Origin of the sequence: Agrobacterium sp. MS2 (assembly GCF_003261015.1) — a bacterium.
Taxonomy (GTDB): domain Bacteria; phylum Pseudomonadota; class Alphaproteobacteria; order Rhizobiales; family Rhizobiaceae; genus Agrobacterium; species Agrobacterium pusense.
In genome coordinates, this window is the sequence record NZ_QLNF01000005.1 from 19,576 (window position 1) to 42,745 (window position 23,170).

Below are 23,170 nucleotides of genomic sequence, written 5' to 3' on the forward strand. Positions count from 1 at the left end.
GAAAAAATCCTCTTGATTATGACGGCGAATATTCTTATCTCCCGTGCTGCCCAAAGTCGCACGTGCCCATGTGTGTCCGCCGATTCCTCGATGTGGTGAGGATTTAGGTAAGGTACCTGGAACTAACCCCTCCAGTCGCTATTCCGGCCAACCGGAAAATGCGAGGACATACGAAGCAACGACGGTGCGGGCCTTTCTGGTTCTCTGCCGGCTCTCCATCAGCCGGGGTACTAAAGAGGCACACCATCATTGCCTGAAGTGCGGTCGGGTCATTCCCTCCAATCCATGGCAGACAAAGCCGAATGATGCTCTGGCAGGGCGTCGTTCACATTCGCGCCTTGAGCGTATGCTATCGATTCTGCGCCTCCACCGGCTGATTCGAATGCATATCTCGAGCGTCCTTTGTCCTCCGGATTTTTCCGGAGCCGGTTTAACAGGGAATACATCGATGACGACTGCACGCATTCTCGACTTCATCAAGACCCGACGTCCCGAAGGCCCTTGCCTCGTGGTTGATCTCGACGTCGTGCGCGACAATTTCAACGCGTTCCGGCACTCCCTGCCGAACAGCGCGATCTATTATGCCGTGAAGGCAAACCCGGCTCCCGAAATCCTGAAGCTGCTTGCTTCGCTCGGCTCCAACTTCGATTGCGCCTCCGTGGCTGAAATCCAGATGGCGCTCGATGCGGGTGCGACTTCCGACCGTATCTCCTTCGGCAACACCATCAAGAAGGAACGCGATGTTGCGCGCGCCCATGCGCTCGGCATCGATCTCTTCGCCGTGGACAGCCATGAGGAAGTTGAGAAGGTTGCCCGTGCAGCTCCCGGCGCGCGCGTGTTCTGCCGCGTTCTGACGGATGGCGAAGGTGCGGAATGGCCGCTGTCGCGCAAGTTCGGCTGCGTACCGCAGATGGCTGTCGACGTTCTGGTTTACGCCCATCAGCTCGGTCTTGAGTCCTACGGCGTATCCTTCCATGTCGGTTCGCAGATGATGAACCTTGACGCATGGGATGCGGCGCTCGCCGATGCCAAGCGCGTTTTCGCTTCGCTTGCCAAACAGGGCATCCACCTGCAGATGGTCAATATGGGCGGCGGTTTCCCGACAAAGTACCTGCGCGACGTTCCGGCTGCCGAAGAATACGGCCAGGCCATCGACACGGCGTTGCGCAAGCACTTCGGCAACCAGATCCCGAAGACCATCATCGAACCGGGCCGCGGCATGGTCGGCAATGCTGGCGTCATCAAGGCGGAAGTCGTTCTCGTGTCGCGCAAGTCCGACAATGACAACCACCGCTGGGTGTTCCTCGACATCGGCAAGTTCGGCGGTCTCGCCGAGACGATGGATGAGGCTATCCGTTACCCGATCCGCACCGAGCGCGATCAGGACGAGATGGAGCCCTGCGTTCTGGCCGGCCCGACCTGCGACAGCGCCGACGTGCTGTATGAAAAGAACATGTATCCGCTGCCGGTCTCGCTGACCATCGGCGATGAAGTTCTGATCGAAGGCACGGGCGCTTACACGACCACCTATTCGGCGGTCGCGTTCAACGGTTTCGAGCCGCTGAAGGCCTACGTCATCTGATCCGAGCGCCGTCCGCTGAAAGGGCGGCGTCTCGACCAAGCTTCCGTTCCGGCCCTGCCGATTGTGCTGTTGCGCAAATCCCTGCTTGCTGCACCTCTTCCAGCCGAGGAAAGCGTGTCGGCGGGCCGGAACGGCTCCACCAATTTTCATCAAGGGCCGCGTGTGGGCGGTTGTGTGACGGGAGGCCAAGGATGGCCGCTCTTTTGAATTCGGTACGGGCATTTTTCACACCGCAGACATTTCATGTCGATCAGGAAAATCCGGGCGATGTCGTTGCCCGTGAAAACCTGCTGGACCGCGCCATGGGCGCCGGACGCCGCCGCAAGTCTTCCGAAAAGCTGCGCGCCGGCCGCGTTCCCGCCGAAGGCCTGGCGCTCGTCGCCCGCGATGAGGACGGCCATGTCATCGGCACGGTGCGCCTGTGGAACGTCGAAGCCGGTATCTCCCGCGAAGGCCGCGCCGTCGAAGCGCTGCTGCTCGGCCCGCTTGCCGTCGATGCCGCCCATGAGGGCAAGGGCATCGGCTCGGCGCTGATGCGCGCCGCCATTACCGAGGCCACCAGGCGCGGCCATGGCGCCATTCTTCTGGTTGGCGACGCACCCTATTACGAGCGTTTCGGCTTTTTCGCCGACAAGGCCCAACATCTCATCATGCCCGGCCCGTTCGAGCGTAGCCGTTTCCTGGCGCTGGAGCTGAAAGCTGGCTGGCTTGAAGGTGCTGCCGGGCTGCTGGTGGCAAGCGGCCGACGGCTCTCCGCCTGAGACGAACTCTCTCATGATATCAGACCCCGGCCTAAAGCCGGGGTTTATTGTTTGCGCTTCGCGCGAGTGCGAGGCCCTGCGGCGGTCGACAATTCCTGTGGCAGGTCTTGCGCGCGACTATCTACGGGTATATACCCGGTATCATGTCTAGCAGCCATTGCCACTGCATTCTGTTGCGCAAAGCATCCCGCAAGGTCTCGTCCTATTATGACGAGGCGCTGGCGCCGCTTGGTGTCAATATCGGTCAGTTCAGCCTGCTGCGGAACATCAACCGCGTTGCGCCGGTCTCGCTGACCGACCTGGCTGCAAGGGTGGAGCTTGATCGCTCCACCGTTGGCCGTAATGCCAAGGTGCTGGCGCGAATGGGTCTGGTCGCTATTGGCCACGGTGAGGATCAGCGGGAAGCGATGCTGACCGTAACGGAGGAAGGGCACGCGATCCTCAAGGCGGGCGCACCGCTCTGGGATGGGGTGCAGGATGAAATCGAGGCCCGGCTTGGGCCCGAGAAGACAGCACAATTGCAGGAACTGCTCGCAGCCCTGTAGTTTTTTGGGCATATGCGGTTATCTGCCCGCAATGTGGGTATATACCCGTAAAATATCGGCCGCGGCCGCCGGAAAGGGAATTCGAACATGCTCTCCACACGCCTCGCCAGCTGGATGGCCGGCAGAAATCTGCACTATGGCTGGCTCGTCGCCGCGACCACCTTTCTCACCATGCTGGCCACCGCCGGTGCGATGGGGTCTGCGGGGGTGATGATCCAGCCGCTGCATCAGGAATTCGGTTGGGATATCGCCGATATTTCTTCGGCCATGGCCGTCAGGCTTGTGCTGTTCGGTCTGCTTGGGCCCTTTGCCGCCGCTTTCATGAACCATTTCGGCATCCGGCAGGTGGTCTCCACCGCGCTTGCCCTGATCATGGGCGGCATTGTCGCCTCCTTCTTCATGACTGAGGTGTGGCAATTGCTGCTGCTCTGGGGCGTGGTGATCGGCGTCGGCACCGGCATGACTGCCCTGGTGCTGGGCGCCACCGTGGCGACACGTTGGTTTTCCAAGCGCCGGGGACTGGTGATCGGCCTGATGACGGCAAGCAACGCCACTGGCCAGCTGGTTTTCCTGCCGCTGCTGGCGGCGCTGACGGAAGCCTATGGCTGGCGAACCGCCTTGACCCTGTCCGTCGCGGTGATTGCCACCGCCATGGTCCTCGTCCTGCTTTTGATGCGTGACCACCCCGCCGATGTCGGTTTGCCGGCCTATGGCGAGACGGTGGTGACAAAGCCGGTCAAGCAGGACCACAATCTCCTCGCCACGCTGGCATCGCCGCTGGTGACGCTGAAAAGCGTCTCGGGCAACCCGGTCTTCTGGGTGCTGTTCGGCACGTTTTTCGTCTGCGGACTTTCGACCAACGGTCTCATCCAGACACACTGGATCTCGATCTGCGGCGATTTCGGCATGGCTGCGGTAACAGCGGCGGGAACGCTGGCGGTGATCGGCATTTTCGACTTCTTCGGCACGATCTTCGCCGGTTGGCTTTCCGACCGGTTCGACAATCGCTTCCTGTTGTTCTGGTTCTACGGTCTGCGCGGGCTATCCTTGCTTTACCTCTCATTCTCAGGCTTCAGCTTCGTGGAGCTTTCGGTCTTTGCCGTCTTCTACGGGCTGGACTGGGTAGCGACCGTGCCGCCGACGGTGAAGCTTGCCGCGGAAAACTTCGGCCGTGAAAAGGCCGGTCTTGTTTTCGGCTGGGTCTTTGCCGGCCATCAGCTGGGGGCAGCCACCGCCGCCTTTGGCGCCGGTTTCTTCAAGAGCGACTTCGATACCTATATGCCCGCGCTGCAGATTGCCGGTCTGATGTGCATGATTGCCGCCGTCTCGGTTCTGCTGCTGCGAAAGCCGGGCTCCGCGACCCTGACGCCGCAGACGGCGTGATATGCATGGGGGAGGCCTGCGCATGTGGCCTTCTCCTTATTCTGACTTCTGCAGGCGGGTCGCCGGGCGGCATTGTTGCGTAATTGTCACAATGCTCGCCGGTTCATCGCTTCCATACATGAAGGGCATCCCGGTTTGATCCATCTCAATCGGCCTGCGTCACCCTTCGTCATAGTGGCTCCCAAGCGGTTGCGGCAGGCGAAGATTCGCAAGGCCCGCCGTCATCAGCCGGTTCCGGGGACTTGCCCGGCTGCGGTGCGCTATAGGAGAGATGGAATGACGAATAGAAACAGAAACAACGCCTTGCTTGCCAGTGTCGCGATGGGCGTTGCCGCCATGCTCGGGTCTGCCGATGCGATAGCCGCTGATATGACCCAGGCGGCGCCGGCTCCGACTGCGGAGGAAGCGATTGCGGCGGCAAGCCCGTGGATGCTGCGCGTGCGCGGCCTCGGCGTCATCACCAACGACAGCGGGAGCGTCGACGGTGTGCCAGGGGCTGGCCTGTCCTATTCGGATACCGTAATCCCGGAACTCGACATCAGCTATTTCTTCACCGATAACTTCGCCGCCGAACTCATTCTCGGCACCACCTATTCCAAAATCAATGGCGAGGGCGTGCTGGCCGGCACGCCGGTCGGCAAGACCTGGCTGCTGCCTCCGACACTGACGCTGCAATATCACTTCACCGACTTCGGCGCTTTCAAGCCCTATATCGGCGCGGGCGTGAACTATTCGCTGTTCTACAACCAGACCGAAAAGCCCGGTTTCAGCAATCTCGACGTCAAGAACAAGCTGGGCGCCGCGGTGCAGGTCGGTTTCGACTATATGCTGGATGAGCATTGGGGTGTGAACTTCGACGTGAAGAAGATCTTCCTCAAGACCGACTGGACGGCGGAACTCGGTGGCACGCCGATCAGCGGCAAGGCCAAGCTGGATCCGTGGCTGATTGGCGCGGGTATCACCTATCGTTTCTGACAGTAGATCGATGAAGCGCGGCCTTTGACGGGCGGCGCTTTCTGGGCTATAGGGACGGCCACGGGCAAGAGCCCCGGCCGTCCGCAGGCGCGTTTGCGCCCCTGGTGAAGCTCTTTTCTTGATAACGGTCATCCCATGTTTTGCATGTCGTCGATGGCAACGCGGACCCCCCTTCGGAACATTCGGCATGCACATGTTGGAGAACCGTTATGAACGTGTCCAAACCGCTTCCCGCGCTTGAGGGGCTGAAAGAACAGGCAAAGCGCCTGCGTGCCGCTCTTGAGGATGAGGGGCAGTCGATCACCCATTCAAAGGCGTTGGAACTCATCGCCGCACAATATGGCTTCCGCGACTGGAATACGCTACATGCCGCCGCGGGAAATCGTCCCGCCTTCAATCCCTATCTTCTGGGTTCCAGGGTGGAAGGTTTTTACCTCGGGCAGCCTTTCGTGGCCTCCGTTCTGGGCGTGCAGGCGCTCGGCGGGGATCCCGAACGTTACCGGCTGACCCTGCATCTCGATGATCCCGTGGATGTCGTGACCTTCGAAAGCTTCTCCGCTTTCCGCCAGCGCGTTCATTGCAATGTCGATACCTCAGGCCGCACCCTTGAGAAAACTTCCAATGGCCGGCCGCAGGTGGAACTCGTCTGGTAGGTTGGCGCTCCCTTGATTGGTCGCCGTTCATGGAGGCGAAGCACGGGATTTCAGGCTTTTGAACCCCTTTTCATTTGAAAACTGAAAGGGGGTTCAGTCGAAATTTGCGATGTTTGCTTCACCGCGTCTTTCCGCATCGCCCCCTTAATACACGTCAGTGCCCGTCCGAGTATACATAATATATTTTTTGGTTGTGCTTGTGTGTTATTAATAGCATTTATTGTAGATATATTTGTTTTTCAAAGTAAAATCTGTTACTGTATTGAATAGTTGATATATAAATATTATTGTCTGCTTATGTTTGAGGGATTTTATGAGCGATACGCAGTGGCTGGAATGGGGCAGGAAAAACCCATATTACGGCGTGTATTCCGAAGACCGATTTCACACTTCAAATATCGAGGCAACGAAGGGGGAATTCTTCGCAACCGGGGAAGCCAATGTCTCTTGGATGCTGGGTCGTGCGGAACAGTATTTCGGGCCGTTGGGTAAAGGACGTGTTCTTGAGTTCGGTGCCGGGGTGGCTCGAATGAGCATACCGCTTGCGTCCCGTTTTGAAACCGTAATCGGTGTTGAACTATCTCCAGACATGCGTGCCGAAGCCGTTAAGAATTGCCAGTTATACAATGTCAAAAATGTTGAAATGGTCCCTTCAGACGACGATTTAAGTCACGCTTCGGGCGAGTTTGACCTCGTCCTCAGCTATATCGTTCTCCAGCACGTAGATGCCAGGAGGGGAGTGATGCTGATCGACAAGTTGCTGTCTAAGGTCGGCCCCAGCGGTGTCGCCATTCTCCAGGCGAGCGTCAAACGGCCTGAACGCCGCTTGTCAGACCGTCTACGCTATCACCTGCGCCACAATGTGCCAGTGCTGGCGGCAACATATAGATTCCTGCGTGGAAAAGGCTGGAATACACTTTCAATGCGAATGTCGGAATATGATCCTATCGCCATCCTCGCGGCGTTCAGTCGGAACGGAATGAAGGACGTTTTGCTTTCCGAGCATTATCAAGGTGATGTCCTTACCTTTCATTTCACGGCGAGAAAGGGCGGCTAACACGACGGGACGCCATTACTTAGATGCTGGACGTCGCAGTAATGGCATCCCGCAGTGGCTTAAATCCGCTTCCCCGCCGAATCGAACAGATGGAAATCCTTTGCCTGGGCGGCGATTTTCAGCGTTTCGCCGATGCGCAGTTGCGAGCGGCCGTGGACGCGGAAGACGATGGTGGTGCCGTCGGCGAAGGAGCCGTGCACGTAACTTTCCGCACCCACCAGTTCCACGGCGTCCACCTGCACGGTGCCGGTGAATGCAGCGTCGGTGGGGGCCTCACTGGCAAGGGTGATGTCTTCCGGGCGGATGCCGAGCGTGGCAGCGCCCTGCGGCAGTGCGGTGCTTTCCATCACCGACCAACCGGAAGAGCCGTTGGCCGTCGCCGTCCCGTGGTTCAGCAGGTTCATCGAGGGCGAGCCGATGAAGGTGGCGACGAAGGTCGTGGCCGGTTTCTCGTAAAGCTCGATCGGCGTGCCCATCTGCTCGATGCGGCCGGCATTCAGCACCACCAGCCGGTCGGCGAGTGTCATGGCTTCCATCTGGTCGTGGGTCACGTAAACGCTTGTCGTGGCGAGAGAGCGCTGCAGGCGGCGGATTTCGACGCGCATCTGCACGCGCAGCTTGGCGTCGAGGTTGGAAAGCGGCTCGTCGAACAGGAATGCCGCGGGCTTGCGCACGATGGCGCGGCCCATGGCCACACGCTGGCGCTGGCCGCCGGAAAGCTGGCGCGGCTTGCGCTCCAGGAATTGTTCGATTTCGAGAGCCTTGGCCGCCTCCGTGATACGCCGCTCGATCTCCTCCTTCGGCGTGTTGCGGTTCTTCAAGCCATAGGCAAGGTTCTGGCGCACCGTCATATGCGGGTAGAGCGCGTAGTTCTGGAACACCATGGCAATGTCGCGGTCTGAGGGTTCCAGATCGTTGACGACGCGGTCGCCGATGACGATCTGGCCGCCGGAAATACCTTCCAGACCGGCGATCATGCGCAGCAGGGTGGACTTTCCGCAGCCGGAGGGACCGACGAGCACGATCATTTCGCCATCGGCGATGTCCATCGATACGCCCTTGATGGCTTCGACATTGCCGCCATAAACCTTGCGGACGTCTTTCAGCGCAATTTTTGCCATTACTTCTCGGTCTCCACCAAACCTTTGACGAACCAGCGCTGCATCAGCACCACAACGATAACAGGGGGGATGATGGCGAGGATCGCCGTCACCATCACATAATTCCAGGGCGTCGAGGCATCGGTAAAATCCACCATGCGCTTGAGGCCGATGATGATCGTGTTCATCTTTGCGTCGTTGGTCACGAGCAGCGGCCAGAGATATTGCGTCCAGCCGTAGATGAAGAGGATCACGAAAAGTGCCGCGATATTGGTTTTCGACAGCGGCAGCAGGATATCGCGCATGAAACGGAACGGACCCGCATTGTCGATGCGCGCCGCTTCCACCATTTCACCGGGAATTGTCAGAAAGAATTGCCGGAAGAGAAAGGTCGCCGTGGCTGAAGCCATCAGCGGCAGGGTGAGCCCCGCATAGGTGTCGATCAGGCCCAGATCGACGATGACCTTGTAGGTGGGCAGGATGCGTACTTCCACCGGCAGCATGAGCGTGATGAAGATCATCCAGAAAAAGCCCATGCGGAAGGGAAAGCGGAAGAAAACGATGGCGAAGGCGGACAGGAACGAGATGATGATCTTGCCGATGGCGATGGCCAGCGCCACGACGAAGCTGTTGAACAGCAGCCGTTCGAGGCTGACGCCGACGACCCTTTCCACGCCGCCAACCATGGCGTCGGTATAGTTTTCTCCGAGATGGCCGCCTGGCAGCAGCGACATGGGCGGCCGGATGATGTCGTTCGACGTCATCGAGGAAGCGATGAAGGTGTAGTAGATCGGAAAGGCCACGATGATGATGCCGAGCACCAGCATCAGATGGGCAATCACGCGTGCGATGGGGCGATTTTCAATCATCAGGACGTCCTCAGCCGTAATGCACGCGCTTCTCGACGAAGCGGAACTGGAAGGCGGTGAGCGCGATGACGATCACCATCAGGATCACGGATTGCGCGGCGGATGAGCCGAGATTGAGGTTCACGAAGCCATCATTATAGACCTTGTAAACCAGCGTTTCCGTCGCCTTTGCGGGGCCGCCGCCGGTCACCGCATGGATGATGCCGAAGGTGTCGAAGAAGGCGTAGACCGTGTTGACGACCAGAAGGAAGAAGGTGGTCGGCGCAAGCAGAGGGAAAACGATGGTCCAGAAGCGCCGCGAACCGCGCGCGCCATCAATGGAGGCGGCCTCCAGCAATGATTTAGGAATTGCCTGCAAGCCCGCGACAAAAAACAGGAAATTGTAGCTGATCTGTTTCCACGCAGCCGCTGCAACGACGAGCAGCATGGCCTGATTGCCGTTGAGCAGCGGGTCCCACATGATGCCGTTGCGACGCAGGATATAAGAGAAGGTTCCCATGGCCGGATTGAACATGAAAAGCCATAACATGCCGGCCACCGCCGGCGCGACGGCATAGGGCATGATCATCATGGTGCGGTAAAAGCCCTTGCCGCGCACCACCCTGTCTGCCGCCGTTGCCAGCAGCAGCGCCAGCCCCATGGAGACAAGCGCGGTGAGGATGCTGAAAACGACGGTGACCTGCAGAGAGTTGAGGTAGCTTTCATCAGAAAGTACCGCGGAAAAATTCGCCAGGCCGACGAAATTGCTGTTCAGCCCGAAGGCATCCTCGCGCATGGTGGACTGATAGAGCGCCTGGCTGGCCGGCCAGAAGAAAAAGATCACCGTGAGGATGATCTGCGGGGCGACCAGCAGATAGGGCAGGATCTTGTTGGGGAATACGACGCTTTGCACGGCGATCTCCTGATGACATGGAAATGCCGCCCGCATCTGTCAGAGGATGCGGGCGGGGCAGGGGATCGTTTAATTGCCGGCGGCCTGTTTGATGGCCGCGTCGCCGCGCTGGACTATCTTGTCGAGTGCTGCCTTCGCATCCTGCTTGCCGGCCAGCATCGCCTCGAACTCCTCGTTCATGATGTCGCGTACCTGCGGCAGGTTCACGAGACGCACACCCTTGGAGTTTTCTGTCGGCGGTTTGCCCATCATCTGCAGCAGCGGCGTTTCACGGCCGGGGTTCTTGTCGTAGAAGCCGGATTTCTTGGTTTCCTCATAGGCCGCGATCGTGACCGGCATATAGCCAGAGACCTGATGCAGGCGAGACTGGATCTTGGTCTGGGAGAGGAAGTGGAAGAATTCCGCTACGCCCTTATATTCGGCATCGCTCTTGCCACCGAAGACCCAGAGGCTGGCGCCGCCCGGGATGGTGTTCTGCGGGCCATGGCCCTCATAATAGGGAAGCTGGCCGATGCCATAATTCATTCCGGTCTTGATGATATCTCCAAGGCCGCCGGAGGATTCGGTCAGAATACCGCATTCGCCGGACATGAAGAGCTGCTTGGCTTCCGAAGTGCGGCCGCCATAACGGAAGACACCGTCTTTCGCCAGATCGGCAATCGCCTGGAAATGCTCGACAAAGAGCGGCGCATTGACGGCGAGCTTCACATCGGTGCCGCCGAGACCGTTTTCATTGCTGCCATAGGAGACGTTGTTCCATGCGGCGAAGTTTTCGGTCTGGATCCAGGTCAGCCAGGTGGAGGTGAAACCACATTGCGCGGCACCGCTGGTCTTGATCTTCCTGGCGGCATCGAAAACTTCCGGCCAGGTCTTCGGCGGGTTGGCGGCATCGAGGCCGGCCTTCTGGAAGATATCCTTGTTGTAATAGAGGATCGGCGAGGACGAATTATAGGGGAAGGACAGCATGGTGCCGTCAGGCTTGGAATAATAGGCGACGATGCCTGCCAGATATTCATCCTTGTTGAAGGTGTAGCCGCCTTCCTTCAGCACGTCCGCTACCGGTTTGATGGCGCCCGCAGCACCCATCATGACACCGGAGCCGGCATCGAAGACCTGAATGATGGCAGGCGCCTGCTTGGCGCGGAAGGCGGCGATGCCGGCGTTCAGGGTTTCGGGATAGGTGCCCTTGAAGACGGGCATGACCTTGTAGTCTTTCTGGCTGTCGTTGAATTCCTTGGCAAGCGAATCCACGACTTCGTTGTTGGCGCCGGTCATGGCGTGCCACCACTGGATCTCCGTCACAGCATATGCATTCGATGTGACAAAAAACGAAAGCGCGGATGCCGCAGCAAGGCGGTAGCTGAGTTTTTTCAAGGCGATTCCTCCCATTATGAAAACAGTAAAAGATACAGCCCCTTAATTGCAGCCTATCCTCCTCGATATGGCTGCGGGCGATCTTTTCTGTATTAGCATTGCCGATTAAAAGCGAACTCTAACGAAAATGCAATAGAACGTGGAACGATTAAAACGAAAGTGAAGGAAACAGATTTATTATTCCATTTCCTTCGTTCCGCGGTTTTTTCATGCGCTTGGCCACCGGCGCGTGTCTCCGCTGGATTCGCTCCTGTCGAAATCCAATAGTTGCCATTGATATGTTATTACATTACGTATTGTATCGCTGTGAATTTGTGCGGGCGAAGAGGTGGATGTGTTCGGATTGAAGCGTAAAAAGGCGGTTGAGCGCAGGGACGATTCGGCTGGCCTGCCATCATTGCGAACGGTGCCGGTTACCCTGCTTACCGGCTTTCTCGGTGCAGGCAAGACCACCTTGCTGAACGCGCTTCTGGCTGAGCCGGCCATGCGGGATGCGGCCGTGATCGTCAACGAATTCGGCTCGGTGCCCATCGATCACGGTCTGGTGCGGACGGGTTCCGAACGATATTTCAGAACGACGACGGGTTGCATCTGCTGCACCGCCACGAGCGATATCCGCACCTCGCTTTACGAACTGCATCAGGCCGTTCTGGAAGGGATAATGCCTGATGTCTCGCGGGTTGTCATCGAAACCACCGGTCTTGCCGATCCTGCGCCGATCATCAACAGCCTCATCGCCGGCGGCACACCGGCGCTGGGCCTGCGGGATCACATCGTCGCCCGGCATTTTCATCTTTCGGGTGTGGTGACGGCTTTCGACGTTGTCTCGGGCCCGCCGATGCTCAACAGCTTCATTGAGGGCTGGAAACAGCTTGCCTTTGCCGACCACATCGTTTTGACGAAGACCGATCTGGCCGATGACGCGGCGCTGGACCGCGAAAGCCTCGCCGATCTCAATCCCGCAGCCTCGTTTCATGATCGCAATGCAGCCGATTTCGATCTGATGTCGTTGTTCAACGCATCGGATTATTCGTTGTGTGGCAAGCCGGAGGATGCGCCTGCATGGCTCGCGGCCGACAGGCTGAGCCTTCATGCGGCCCATCAGCACGATGTCAACCGCCACGGCGTTGGGGTCGAGGCCTTCAATCTCACCTTTGACGGGGTTTTTGACCCTCAGGCGATTGTGACTTTTCTCGAGCTCGTCACCAGCAATGTGCATTCCGGTCTTCTGCGGCTCAAGGGAATTTTCGGGGCGACGGATGATCCGGAGCGACCGGTTGTCGCCCACGCGGTGCAGCATCGGCTTTATCCGCTTACCCGCCTGGAGCGCTGGCCAGATCAAGATCGTTCGACACGTATCGTGCTGATCGGCATGGACATGCCGCAAAAGCCCATTCGCGAGCTTTTCGACACATTGGCCGCGCAGGCAAGGCGGAAGGGCAGGGCATGAACAATCCGCTTGCACGCAGTGGCTCCGCGATCATCTCGCACGCCCGTCTTCTGAAGCAATGGTCACGCGATTTGCTGCAACTCAAGCCGGAAGACAGTATTACCGTCAGCGAGCTTTCCTGCGCGCTGCCGGATTGCCCGCCACGGGAAACGGTGATCGTCATCCTCGCCATTTCCGGTACGACCCGGCAATTATCCATCCACAAGGCGCTTCTCGCGGTGGATCATGACGATATTGTGCGCGCCATTGCCGCGAATTCAGCTTGAGAACCCGCCTCCACGCGGCAGAGCCGCTTGACCGCCGCGGCCCTTATCCGCCACTTCAGGGACAGCGATGGGATTCGCGGATGATGAAGGGCAGGGAATGGCCGATCTGGCTGTATATGCGGGTTTGTTTCTGACGGCGTTCATTGCGGCGACCATCCTGCCCATGCAGTCGGAGGCGGCGCTTGCGGGGCTCATTCTTCTGAAATCCCAGCCCGTCTGGCTGCTGGTTGTCGTGGCGAGCGTCGGCAATGTCGCCGGGTCCTTCGCCAACTGGCTGCTTGGCCGTGGCATCGAACGTTTTCGACATGAACGTTGGTTCCCGGTCGAGGAGGCTGCGCTGCAACGGGCGCAGAACTGGTACCGGCGTTACGGCAAATGGTCCCTGCTGCTCAGCTGGGCGCCGATCATCGGGGACCCTCTGACGGTTGCGGCCGGCATCATGAAAGAGCCGCTGCCGGTGTTTCTGCTGCTGGTCACCATCGCGAAGGTCGGGCGATACGTGGTGCTCGCGATGGTGACGTTGAATTTTTCATGAAGCTTCTCCTCCGTCATGCCGGGCTGGATCCGGCATCCAGCCATGGCGCGTCTGCGCCGTGAAAAGAGTTTTTCGCGATCAAGGACTTGACCGCGCTGTGCCCGGACCTTGTCCGGGGTGAGGGTTCGCGACTGCCCCGCATCGGTAGCTACCGCTCAAGCCGCCTGCCGGTCCCAGCTGGCGAAAGGATCGGGCAGGTGCCGCCAGGCATCGGGCGTGAAGGCATCCGTGTCTATCAGGCAGGCATCGAGCTGGGCGCGGATGCGGGCTTCATTCATTGGATCGGAACCTATGAAGACGATTTCCTGCCGGCGGTCGCCGAAGACCGGGTCGAGATAGGGCTTCATCATATCAAGGAACTGCTTTTCGCGCGGCCATTGCTCTTTCGGCACGGCGGACCACCAGAGACCCATCTTGCCGGTGCGAACCAGGGCGCCGGCCTGGCTGATCTCTCCCACATAACGCGGCCGCGTCGCCAGCCAGAAAAAACCCTTGGCGCGCACGACCCCCGGCCAGGCGCGATCGATGAAACGCTGGAACAGCACGGGGTCGAAAGGCTTTTTGGCACGATAGACGAAAGAGCGAATGCCATATTCCTCGGTTTCGGGAATGTGGTCCTTGAAACCATGCAATTCCTTGAACCAGAGAGGGTGTTCTTCGGCCCTGGCGAAATCGAAGCGGCCAGTGCCCAGAACCTCCTTCAGCGCCACCTTGCCGAAATCGGCCTCGATGATTTTTGCATCGGGGTTCAGCCCGACGATGATCTTGCGGGCGGCATCCCGCTCCTCTGGCGTTGCAGTGCCGATCTTGTTGAGCACGACGACATCGGCGAATTCGATCTGCTCCACCAGAAGATCGACGATGGTGCGGTTGTCGCCATCGCCCGCCGTTTCGCCCCGGTCGGCCAGAAAGTCGGACGAACCGTAATCGTTGAGAAGATTGGCGGCGTCCACCACCGTCACCATCGTGTCGAGCCGGGCAACATCGGAAAGGCTGCGACCATTCTCGTCGCGGAAATCGAACGTCGCGGCGACGGGAAGCGGCTCGGCGATGCCGGTCGATTCGATCAGCAGATAGTCGAAACGGTCCTGCTCCGCCAGCGCCCGCACTTCCTTGAGAAGATCGTCACGCAGGGTGCAACAGATGCAGCCATTGGTCATTTCCACCAATTGCTCTTCGGTTCGGGAGAGATTGGCCCCGCCGTCACGAACCAGCGCCGCATCGATATTGATCTCGCTCATGTCGTTGACGATCAAGGCCACGCGCAAACCATCGCGATTGGCGAGAATGTGGTTCAGAAGCGTCGTCTTGCCAGCGCCTAAAAAGCCGGAAAGCACGGTGACGGGTAGTTTTTTCGACATTTGGACCTCGTTCTGTAAACGTGTTTCGAGTGGACCTTGGCGGGCACGTCGGGGCATTGGGAAACGATCCGGCGCGCATCGTTACCACATGTAACGTAATAACATTACATATATGGGGCGTGTCAACAGGTGAGCGAGAAATTGCCTTCGGCATGAGCGTGGTGGTTACGCGTCCGGATGAATAATTCGCCGTTTGCCAGCAACGGCCTACCCCGCGGAGGGGACAGCGTGCCAGTCCGCTTCCACCAGTAAATGTTATTTCATTACATATTCGTTTGACGAATGTAATAACATTACATATCAAGGGTCATCGAATGACATCCTGCTTCCGGAGGGATCGATGAACGATCCGTGCCTTATCTTCTCAAATCTGACCCTTGGATATGCCGGCCGGGCGGCGGTGCACCATCTCAATGGTAGTATTGCCTGCGGCTCGCTTACCGCCGTTATCGGCGCCAACGGCTCGGGAAAATCCACGTTGATGAAAGGCATTGCCGGCATTTTGAAGCCGCTTGGCGGCGAATGTCGGGTCAGTCCGGCGATCTCCGTCGCCTATCTGCCGCAACAGTCGGAGCTGGACCGGTCCTTTCCCGCTCAAGTACGAGACCTTGTGGCCCTCGGTCTCTGGCCGAGACGCGGCCTGCTCGGACGACACCGTTCCGAAGATCGGACGGCGATCGACCAAGCGCTGAAAGCGGTCGGACTGTCCGGTTTTGAAAGGCGAAATATCGACTCCCTCTCGGGTGGCCAGATGCAGCGTGCCCTTTTTGCCCGGGCCATGCTGCAGGATGCGCAGCTCATTCTGCTCGATGAGCCCTTCAATGCCGTCGACGAGCGGACGGTGACCGACCTGCTGGTGCTGATCAAGGCATGGGTGGCGCAAGGGCGCACCGTTCTGGCCGTACTTCACGATCACCAGCTCGTGCAGCAGCATTTTCCCCAGACGCTTTTCCTGGCGCGAAGGCTGGTTGGACTTGGTCCAACGGCTGAAGTCCTGCAGGCGGAGAATCTTCGCCAGGCCCGACATTTCCATGAGGCGTGGGAGGCGAATGCGCCTTGGTGCGCGCCGGCTTCCCCTCCGCTCCCTCCGGATCCGGCGGCGCCGCCGCACGCCCACGCCCACTTCCACGCGAATTCGAATAGCCATGGCTGATATCTTCATCGATCCTTTCATCCAGTATGTCTTCATGCAGCGTGCGCTTGCCGGTGCGCTGATCCTCGCGGTCAGCTGCGGTCCCGTCGGGGTTTTTCTGATGCTGCGCCGCATGAGCCTGACGGGCGATGCCATGTCGCACGCCATCCTGCCGGGCGCTGCTGTCGGCTTTCTGTTTTATGGGCTGGACATTCTGCCGATGACGATTGGCGGGCTCGTCGTTGGCCTCGTGGTCGCGCTGGGGGCCGGCGCGGTGTCGCGTTTCACCGTTCAGAAGGAGGACGCCTCTCTCGCCGCGCTTTATCTGATTTCGCTGGCGCTCGGCGTGCTGCTCGTCTCATGGCGTGGCTCCAGCGTCGACCTGATGCACGTTCTGTTCGGCACGGTGCTGGCGCTGAACAATGAGGCGCTCGGACTGATCGGCGGCATCTGCGTCATTACGCTTGCGGCGATGATCACCTTCTGGCGCGCGCTCGTGGCGGAATGCCTCGATCCGCTCTTCCTGCGCTCGGTCAGCAGATGGGGCAGCCCGGTGCATTTCCTCTTCCTCGGCATCGTCGTGCTCAATCTCGTAGGTGGCTTTCAGGCGCTGGGGACGCTGCTTTCAGTCGGGCTGATGATGCTGCCGGCTGCCGCCAGCCGCTTCTGGTCAAATCGCGTCGCGCCCATGTGCTTCATTTCCATCGGCATCGGCATGGTGTCCTGCTTTGCGGGTCTTGTCCTGTCCTATCACGCGTCGCTGCCATCGGGCCCGGCTATCATCCTTTCGGCGGGTGCCGTCTATGCGCTCTCCATCCTCTTCGGCACGCGCGGCGTGCTCATCGATCTTCTCGGTTCCGGCCGCCACCGTGCGGCCTGAAAACAGCCTTTTAAACAGGAGAATCCAATGTTCAAAACCTTCCGCTTAGCCACGTACGCCAGTCTTCTTTCCCTCTCACCGGTTCTGACGGCGCAGGCTTCCGCCGCCGAACTGAAGGTCGTCGCCAGCTTCTCGATCATCGCCGACTTCGCGAAAAATGTCGGTGGGGATCGTGTGGAGATCACCACGCTCGTCGGGCCGGATGGCGATGCCCATGTCTACGAACCGCGCCCTGCCGATGCTGTCGCCGTCAGCAAGGCGGATGTGGTGCTGGTCAACGGCCTGGAATTCGAAGGCTTTCTGAAGCGGCTGATTGAAACGAGCGGCACGAAGGCGCCGGTTGTCGAGCTGACCAAGGGTGTCGAGCCGCTCAGGCTTTCCGACGAGCCCGCGGGCCACGCCCATCCTGAGGCCGAGGAAGAGGAGGCTCACAACCACAAGGCGGAGGAAGCCGGCCACAAGCACGAAACGGCTGACGCCCACGATCACGACCATGGCCACGAAGGACATCACCATCATGGCGAGTACGATCCCCATGCCTGGCAGTCCATCAAGAATGCCCAAATCTACGTGAAGAACATAGCCGGCGCCTTTTGCAAGGCCGACAAACCCGGCTGCGCGACCTATACCGCGAATTCCGACGCCTATGTCGCCAAGCTTGCCACTCTGAACGAGAAGGTGAAGACGGAGATCGCCGCGATCCCGCCGGAGAAGCGCGTCATCATCACCTCGCATGATGCCTTCGGTTATTTCGAGCATGCCTATGGCCTGAATTTCCTCGCGCCGGAGGGCATCTCGACGGAGTCCGAAGCCTCTGCCGCCGATGTCGCCAAGCTGGTGGACCAGGTCAAACACGACAAGGCTTCGGCCATCTTCGTCGAAAACATCACCGACAAGCGGCTGATCGACCAGATCGCCAGCGAAACCGGCCTGAAGGTTGGCGGCACGCTTTATTCCGACGCGCTTTCCACGGCCGATGGCCCGGCCGCGACCTATATCGACATGGTCAACCACAATATCGAGACCATCTCGGCCGCTGTACTCGGACAATAAGACCGCCGTTCAGCCGAAAAGTTTCAGGGTGGCTTCGGCCACCCTGATTTCGCTCGTGTCATTCAGGCCGGGATCGCCCTGCCGTCGTCGGCGTGATGAAACGGCCTGACCGAGCCTGAGCTCGAGCTTGCCATCGGTTCTGGCCGTCCACCCCCGTCGACTTTTCGCCCTGACAGGGACGGACCGGAGCTTTCGAGTTGTCCGATCCGACCACTATAAAACTCTAATTTGCGGCCGATTGATCGTTTGGCCGTTGATAACCGCATCGGACCGGCTTTTCGTGCGAAGGCCCGTCGATGTAAAGTGCCACCTGTGACGTTCATGGGGGCAAGCACTTTGGCCAAATCTATCAGGACGATGGAGGAGTTTTCGGAGTTTGTCGGCCTTTCCCGCCCGACCGTTTCGAAATACTTCAATGATCCGTCCTCGGTCCGCGAGAAGACGCGGGATGCCATCGAGGATGCGCTGAAGAAATCCGGGTTTCGGCCGAACATTTTCGCTGTCAACCTCAACCGCCGCCGTTCCAACATCATCGGCATCATCATCCCGAGTTCCACCGACCCCTTTTATATGGCGCTCACGAGCCGTATCGAGCTCATCGCCAGCGAAGCCGGGTTTCTGGCCTTCGTGCTTTCATCGGACGGCAAGCCCGAAATCGAAGACCGCGCCATCCGCACCTTCAAGTCGATGAACGTGGCGGGTGCCATCATCGCGCCGCTTGGCGTCAAATCCCATCGCGCTACGCTGGAGCAACTCGCGGCCACTGTCCCGATCGTCTATGTCGATTCGCCGCTCGACGAGACGTCCGCCTTTGTCGGCACAGATAACCGGCAGAGCGTGGGACTGATGGTGGATTATCTCTGCCGCTCGGGAGAACCGCCCTGTTTCTTCGACATGCCGCAGGTCAATACCAATGCCGCCACGCGCCGCACGGCCTATGTGGAGGCCATGCAACAACTCGGCTTCGAGCCACATGTGATTAACGTCCCGGGCGACATCACATGGGAGTTTGAACGGTTTGCTTTCGAGGAAGCAGGCCGGCTTCTGGAACGGCGCACGCTTCTGCCGTCGCGGACGATCCTGTGCGCCCATGACCGCATCGCCTTCGGCGTCATCGCCGCGGCTTTTCAGAAGGGCATCAGGGTTGGCCACGGCGCCGATTACGATCTGAGGGTCGCTGGCCATGACGATCATCCGCTGGCGCGTTATGCCTGCCCGCCCATCACCACCGTGGCGCAGAACTACAACGAGATCGGCAGGCTGTCGATCGAGCTGCTGTTTCAGAAACTGAACGAGGAGGCAGACGATGCCACCCGAATGCGGGAGCGCATCCTGCTCAGCGCCGATCTGATGCTGCGGAAATCGGCCTGAGGATCGTTAGAAAAACTAAAATAAAAATGTGATTTTCTAAATAGAACTAATATTTGAACGCTCCTACTCTGTTCTCAAGGTTGCTTTGGGAGGCGACCGCGAGAGCCGGCGCACAGGTGTGCCGGGCTTCGGGAGGAACGTCAGATTGCCATGTCTCCAGTGCCGTGAGGGGAGCCTCGCAGCCGCGGTATCGCATGGTTTTCGCCGGGCTGACTGGACATTCTCGCCAGCAATTTCCCCAGCGAAGGATGATGAAACATGAACCTCTATTCTCTTCTGTCAGAACGTGCGGCCGGCGGCAGGCCTGTCCGCGTCGGTCTCATCGGCGCGGGCAAGTTCGGCTCCATGGTGCTGGCGCAGGCGCAGCGCATCGCCGGTTTCCACATGGTCGCCGTTGCGGACCTCAATGTCGGAAAGGCGAAGGAATCGCTGGATCGCGTCGGCTGGCCGAAGGAGCGCTACGATGCGAAGAGCTGCGCCGAGGCGCTGAAGAGCGGCAAGACCTATGTGACCGACGACGTGAACGAGCTTTTCGCCTGCGGTGAGATCGAATGCGTCATCGAGGCCACCGGCCATCCGCTGGCCGGTGCCCGCCACGCGTTGGGCGCCATCGACCACAACAAACACGTCGTCATGGTCAATGTCGAAGCCGACGTCATGGTCGGCCCGATCCTTGCCGAAAAGGCCCGCGCCAAGGGCCTGATCTATTCCATGGCTTACGGCGACCAGCCGGCGTTGATCTGCGAGCTTGTCGACTGGGCGCGCGCCACCGGCTTCGAGGTCGTTTCCGCCGGCAAGGGCATGAACTTCGAGCCGCGTTACCGTTATTCGACGCCGGACACGGTCTGGGGTTATTTCGGCTGGACGGACGAGGAAGTGGCCAAGGGCGACTTCAATCCGAAGATGTATAATTCCTTCACCGATGGCACCAAGGCAGCCATCGAAATGGCGGCTGTCGCCAATGGTACGGGGCTGGATTGCCCGGATGACGGTCTGGCTTTCCCGCCCGCCGGCCTGCACGATCTCGCCCGTGTTTTCCGTCCCGCCGCCGATGGCGGCCGCATGGCCCGTTCAGGCTTGGTGGATATCGCCGCAAGCCAGGAACCGGATGGACGCGAGGTGTTCAACAACATCCGTTACGGCGTCTTCGTCACGTTCAAGGCGCATAATGAATATGCCCGCGCCTGCTTCAAGCAATATGGCCTGCTGACCGATCCGTCCGGCTGGTACGCCTCCATGTGGCGTCCGTTTCATATCATCGGACTCGAAACCTCGATCAGCGTGCTCTCTGCCGTATTGCGAAACGAGGCAACCGGCTGCTCGAAGGAGTTCCGCGGCGATGCCGTCGCCACAGCCAAGAAGGACATGCAGCCCGGCGAAATGCTGGACGGCGAGGGCGGTTATGCGGTCTGGGCGAACGCCATTCCAGCGACCCGCAGCCTGGACATGAAAGCGCTGCCGATCGGCCTCGCCCATAACGTCAAGCTGAAGCGCGCCATCAGGAAAGACCAGATCGTCAGCTTCGACGATGTGGAGCTGGTCAACGATCTCGACGTGGTGAAGCTGCGTCAGGACATGGAAAACCGCTTCCGCCCGCAAAAGGACGCTGCGGCGTGACGGGCGGGGATCAGGACATGTCGAAGGGGGCCTTCGTGGTGATAGCGGAATTTCGGGTCAAGCCCGACGCGATGGAGGCCTTTCTCGACGCTGCGCGTGATGACGCCACCCATTCGGTTCGTGATGAACCGGGTTGCCGGCAATTCGACGTGGTGCGGCCGGAAACGGGAAACAATGTGGTGTTCTACGAGGTCTATGACGACAAACAGGCTTTTGACGACCACCTGAAGACACCGCATCTCGACCGATTCCGCGAGGCGTTCCCGGCGCTTATCGAAGAAGAACTGCCGGTGCGCTTCCTGAACCGGCAGTGGCTTTGAAGGATGGGAACGATGGCAGACATCCGCCAGGTCGCCGTTATCGGTACGGGTATCATGGGCGCACCCATGGCGGCGCGCCTGGCAGAGGCCGGGTTTTCCGTCAAGGCCTGGAACCGCAGTGCCGACAAGGCTGCGGTTCTGGCAGAGAAGGGCGTGCAGCCGACTGTAACGGCTGCCGAGGCTGCGGCCGAAGCGGATGTGGTGCTCTGCATGCTGAGTTCCGGGCCGGTCTGCAACGATGTTCTGCTCGGTTCGCCGGGCATCGTTTCAGCCATGAAGCCCGGTGCGGTTCTGCTGGTCATGAGTTCCATTCCCGTTGAAATTGCAATGGAACAGGCTGAAGCCGCCATGGCATGCGGCGTCAGATATGTCGATGCGCCCGTGTCCGGCGGTGAAAAGGGAGCGATCGAAGGAACGCTCGCCATCATGGCCGGGGGTGAACAGCGGGATGTGGATGCGCTGCGGCCGCTCCTCGGTTGTCTTGGCCGCGTCACGCACGTAGGGCCGGTGGGCTGCGGCTCTCTGGCCAAGCTTGCCAATCAGCTGATCGTCGCCTCGACAATCTGCGCCGTTGCCGAAGCTCTCACCCTTGCGGAAGAAGGGGGAGCGGACCCGGCACAGGTGCGCCACGCCCTGCTTGGCGGATTTGCCGATTCCACCGTCTTCCGTCAGCACGGAAAACGCATGGTTGAGGGCGATTTCCGCCCCGGCGGGCCGGCGAAATATCAGGTCAAGGATACGTCCACGGCGCTGGCCTTCGCCAGAAGCCGCGGCCTGACATTACCGGTCAGCGAGGAGGTTGACCGGCTGTTTCGCTCCATGGTCGAGCATGGCGCGGGCGAGCTTGATCACAGCGGTGTGATCCTTGAAATTAAGCGCATGAATGCGTTCGGAGGAACGCTCGAAACTGTTTAAGACACAACAAAGGGAGGAACACATGAAAATTTCAAAACTTTACGGGCTGGCCCTTGCCGCCACCATGCTGGTCGCATCGATTGCAAGGGCCGAGACGCTGACGCTGTCGACGCCGGATGCAGACAATTCCGAAATCACGCTTTCCGCCAACAAGTTCGCGGAACTGGTTTCAAAAAAGACCGACGGCAAACTCAAGATCAAGGTATTCCCCAACGGTACGCTTTATGGCGGCGATCCTTCGGCGGGCGTCAAGCAGCTGGCCGGCGGCTCGCTTGACATGCTCCTGAATTCGACATCGCTCTACGCGACGTTCAACCCGAAATTCACAGCTATCGCCATTCCCTACCAGTTCCGCGATATCGACCAGCTCCGGGTCTATCTCGACAGCGATCTCGGCAAGGAGCTTTCCAGCGATCTGAGCAAGATCGGCATTCTCGGGCTCGATCTCTGGTCACGGCCGCTGCGCCAGATCACCAATTCGAGGGCGCCGATCAAATCCCCAGCCGATTTGAAGGGCATGAAGCTGCGGGTGCCGAACAATCCGCTCTGGGTTGAATTCTTCGGCGCCATGGGGGCCGCCCCGACGCCGATGGCTTTTGCCGAAGTCTATAATGCCCTCCAGCTCAAGGTGGTCGACGGACAGGAGAATCCGGTCAATGTGCCGGTCAGCGCCAAGCTCTACGAGGTGCAGAAATACCTGACGATCAGCAACCACATCGCCGACGCCTGGGTGCTGGGCATGAATCCTGCCCGTTTTGAAGGTCTTGATGAGAACTTCAAGACCGCGCTCAAGGAGGCCGCCGTGGAAACGGAGGCCTGGAAGGCGCAGAACGACGCTGCCGATATCGACAAGTCACTGGAAACGCTGAAAAAGAACGGCATGGAGGTGAACGCGCTGACCGATGACGAGCGCAAGGCTTTCGTGGCCGTGGCGGCCGGCCTTTCGGCGAAATTCTCCGCTCTGGTGAAGGATCAGGCTTTCTTCGACAAGACGCAGGCGTTCCTCAAGACGAACTGACCTTTCCGCAAACGGACGGCCGGGTTTCGATCCGGCCTTCCCAAATGTCAGGCAGGGTCGT

At 59.4% G+C, this 23,170-nt stretch carries 23 protein-coding genes; 18 read left to right on the forward strand and 5 right to left on the reverse strand.

All coding sequences use genetic code 11. From position 1 onward, the window contains the following. Nucleotides 1-448 precede the first annotated feature (448 nt). The 7 genes from odc2 to DOU54_RS01025 all read left to right on the forward strand — a co-directional run bounded on the left by odc2 (nt 449) and on the right by DOU54_RS01025 (nt 6,956). Nucleotides 449-1,582: an ornithine/lysine decarboxylase gene (gene odc2, locus DOU54_RS00995; RefSeq protein WP_004445074.1), complete on the forward strand. Its 1,134-nt coding sequence runs from the start codon at nt 449-451 to the stop codon at nt 1,580-1,582. Nucleotides 1,583-1,773: 191 nt separating this feature from the next. Further along, a complete protein-coding gene (locus DOU54_RS01000) occupies nt 1,774-2,343 on the forward strand; it encodes a GNAT family N-acetyltransferase (protein WP_006700372.1) in 570 nt (189 codons plus the stop codon). Nucleotides 2,344-2,486: 143 nt separating this feature from the next. Next, on the forward strand, nt 2,487-2,888 hold the full coding sequence (locus DOU54_RS01005; protein ID WP_034496674.1) for a MarR family winged helix-turn-helix transcriptional regulator: 402 nt from the start codon (nt 2,487-2,489) through the stop codon (nt 2,886-2,888). Between the two features lie 87 nt (nt 2,889-2,975). Continuing rightward, complete coding sequence (locus tag DOU54_RS01010) at nt 2,976-4,271, forward strand: MFS transporter (protein WP_034496672.1); 1,296 nt, start codon at nt 2,976-2,978, stop codon at nt 4,269-4,271. A 276-nt stretch (nt 4,272-4,547) separates the two neighbouring features. Then, nucleotides 4,548-5,246, forward strand: coding sequence for an OmpW/AlkL family protein (locus DOU54_RS01015; protein ID WP_113730253.1), 699 nt, complete (start codon nt 4,548-4,550; stop codon nt 5,244-5,246). A 209-nt stretch (nt 5,247-5,455) separates the two neighbouring features. Then, nucleotides 5,456-5,899, forward strand: coding sequence for a glyoxalase superfamily protein (locus DOU54_RS01020; protein WP_004445058.1), 444 nt, complete (start codon nt 5,456-5,458; stop codon nt 5,897-5,899). Nucleotides 5,900-6,212: 313 nt separating this feature from the next. Beyond that, the gene (locus tag DOU54_RS01025) at nt 6,213-6,956 is read left to right on the forward strand and encodes a class I SAM-dependent methyltransferase (protein WP_112766312.1); all 744 of its coding nucleotides are present in this window, start codon (nt 6,213-6,215) and stop codon (nt 6,954-6,956) included. 59 nt (nt 6,957-7,015) lie between these two features. On the opposite strand, the gene DOU54_RS01030 is transcribed toward DOU54_RS01025, so the two are convergent. The 4 genes from DOU54_RS01030 to ugpB all read right to left on the reverse strand — a co-directional run bounded on the left by DOU54_RS01030 (nt 7,016) and on the right by ugpB (nt 11,197). Further along, nucleotides 7,016-8,077: a sn-glycerol-3-phosphate import ATP-binding protein UgpC gene (locus DOU54_RS01030; protein ID WP_004445053.1), complete on the reverse strand. Its 1,062-nt coding sequence runs from the start codon at nt 8,075-8,077 to the stop codon at nt 7,016-7,018. After that, the gene (ugpE, locus tag DOU54_RS01035; RefSeq protein ID WP_004445050.1) at nt 8,077-8,925 is read right to left on the reverse strand and encodes a sn-glycerol-3-phosphate ABC transporter permease UgpE; all 849 of its coding nucleotides are present in this window, start codon (nt 8,923-8,925) and stop codon (nt 8,077-8,079) included. Before ugpE ends, DOU54_RS01030 begins: the two co-directional genes overlap by 1 nt. A 10-nt stretch (nt 8,926-8,935) precedes the next feature. Beyond that, a complete protein-coding gene (gene ugpA / locus DOU54_RS01040; protein WP_004445049.1) occupies nt 8,936-9,817 on the reverse strand; it encodes a sn-glycerol-3-phosphate ABC transporter permease UgpA in 882 nt (293 codons plus the stop codon). A gap of 69 nt (nt 9,818-9,886) precedes the next feature. Continuing rightward, a complete protein-coding gene (gene ugpB, locus DOU54_RS01045) occupies nt 9,887-11,197 on the reverse strand; it encodes a sn-glycerol-3-phosphate ABC transporter substrate-binding protein UgpB (RefSeq protein ID WP_169692189.1) in 1,311 nt (436 codons plus the stop codon). Between the two features lie 337 nt (nt 11,198-11,534). Between ugpB and DOU54_RS01050 the strand changes: the two genes are divergently transcribed. The 3 genes from DOU54_RS01050 to DOU54_RS01060 all read left to right on the forward strand — a co-directional run bounded on the left by DOU54_RS01050 (nt 11,535) and on the right by DOU54_RS01060 (nt 13,442). Then, nucleotides 11,535-12,641 carry a CobW family GTP-binding protein gene (locus DOU54_RS01050; protein WP_502695872.1) on the forward strand — a complete coding sequence of 369 codons (1,107 nt, stop codon included), beginning with the start codon at nt 11,535-11,537 and terminating at the stop codon, nt 12,639-12,641. Then, nucleotides 12,638-12,907 (forward strand): hypothetical protein, encoded by a 270-nt coding sequence (locus DOU54_RS01055; RefSeq protein ID WP_035210347.1) that lies wholly within the window; start codon nt 12,638-12,640, stop codon nt 12,905-12,907. The genes DOU54_RS01050 and DOU54_RS01055 overlap by 4 nt, the downstream gene beginning before the upstream one ends. Before the next feature lie 97 nt (nt 12,908-13,004). Beyond that, a complete protein-coding gene (locus DOU54_RS01060) occupies nt 13,005-13,442 on the forward strand; it encodes a YqaA family protein (protein WP_113730332.1) in 438 nt (145 codons plus the stop codon). A gap of 155 nt (nt 13,443-13,597) precedes the next feature. Here the strand turns inward: DOU54_RS01060 and zigA are convergent, their stop codons facing one another. After that, nucleotides 13,598-14,803: a zinc metallochaperone GTPase ZigA gene (gene zigA / locus DOU54_RS01065; protein ID WP_037093064.1), complete on the reverse strand. Its 1,206-nt coding sequence runs from the start codon at nt 14,801-14,803 to the stop codon at nt 13,598-13,600. A gap of 340 nt (nt 14,804-15,143) precedes the next feature. Between zigA and aztA the strand changes: the two genes are divergently transcribed. The 8 genes from aztA to DOU54_RS01105 all read left to right on the forward strand — a co-directional run bounded on the left by aztA (nt 15,144) and on the right by DOU54_RS01105 (nt 23,109). Further along, nucleotides 15,144-15,956, forward strand: a complete 813-nt coding sequence (gene aztA / locus DOU54_RS01070; protein ID WP_004445037.1) for a zinc ABC transporter ATP-binding protein AztA — start codon at nt 15,144-15,146, stop codon at nt 15,954-15,956. Further along, a complete protein-coding gene (gene aztB / locus DOU54_RS01075) occupies nt 15,949-16,815 on the forward strand; it encodes a zinc ABC transporter permease AztB (RefSeq protein WP_072492978.1) in 867 nt (288 codons plus the stop codon). Before aztA ends, aztB begins: the two co-directional genes overlap by 8 nt. Nucleotides 16,816-16,842: 27 nt before the next feature. Next, a complete protein-coding gene (gene aztC, locus DOU54_RS01080) occupies nt 16,843-17,868 on the forward strand; it encodes a zinc ABC transporter substrate-binding protein AztC (RefSeq protein ID WP_113730255.1) in 1,026 nt (341 codons plus the stop codon). A 357-nt stretch (nt 17,869-18,225) separates the two neighbouring features. Further along, nucleotides 18,226-19,239, forward strand: a complete 1,014-nt coding sequence (locus tag DOU54_RS01085; RefSeq protein WP_113730257.1) for a LacI family DNA-binding transcriptional regulator — start codon at nt 18,226-18,228, stop codon at nt 19,237-19,239. A 258-nt stretch (nt 19,240-19,497) separates the two neighbouring features. Further along, nucleotides 19,498-20,856, forward strand: a complete 1,359-nt coding sequence (locus DOU54_RS01090; protein WP_006700383.1) for an NAD(P)H-dependent oxidoreductase — start codon at nt 19,498-19,500, stop codon at nt 20,854-20,856. Between the two features lie 17 nt (nt 20,857-20,873). Next, on the forward strand, nt 20,874-21,176 hold the full coding sequence (locus tag DOU54_RS01095) for a putative quinol monooxygenase (RefSeq protein WP_034497555.1): 303 nt from the start codon (nt 20,874-20,876) through the stop codon (nt 21,174-21,176). Nucleotides 21,177-21,188: 12 nt separating this feature from the next. Further along, nucleotides 21,189-22,091 carry an NAD(P)-dependent oxidoreductase gene (locus DOU54_RS01100; RefSeq protein WP_072493415.1) on the forward strand — a complete coding sequence of 301 codons (903 nt, stop codon included), beginning with the start codon at nt 21,189-21,191 and terminating at the stop codon, nt 22,089-22,091. A 22-nt stretch (nt 22,092-22,113) separates the two neighbouring features. Then, nucleotides 22,114-23,109: a DctP family TRAP transporter solute-binding subunit gene (locus tag DOU54_RS01105; RefSeq protein ID WP_035210337.1), complete on the forward strand. Its 996-nt coding sequence runs from the start codon at nt 22,114-22,116 to the stop codon at nt 23,107-23,109. Nucleotides 23,110-23,170 lie beyond the last annotated feature (61 nt).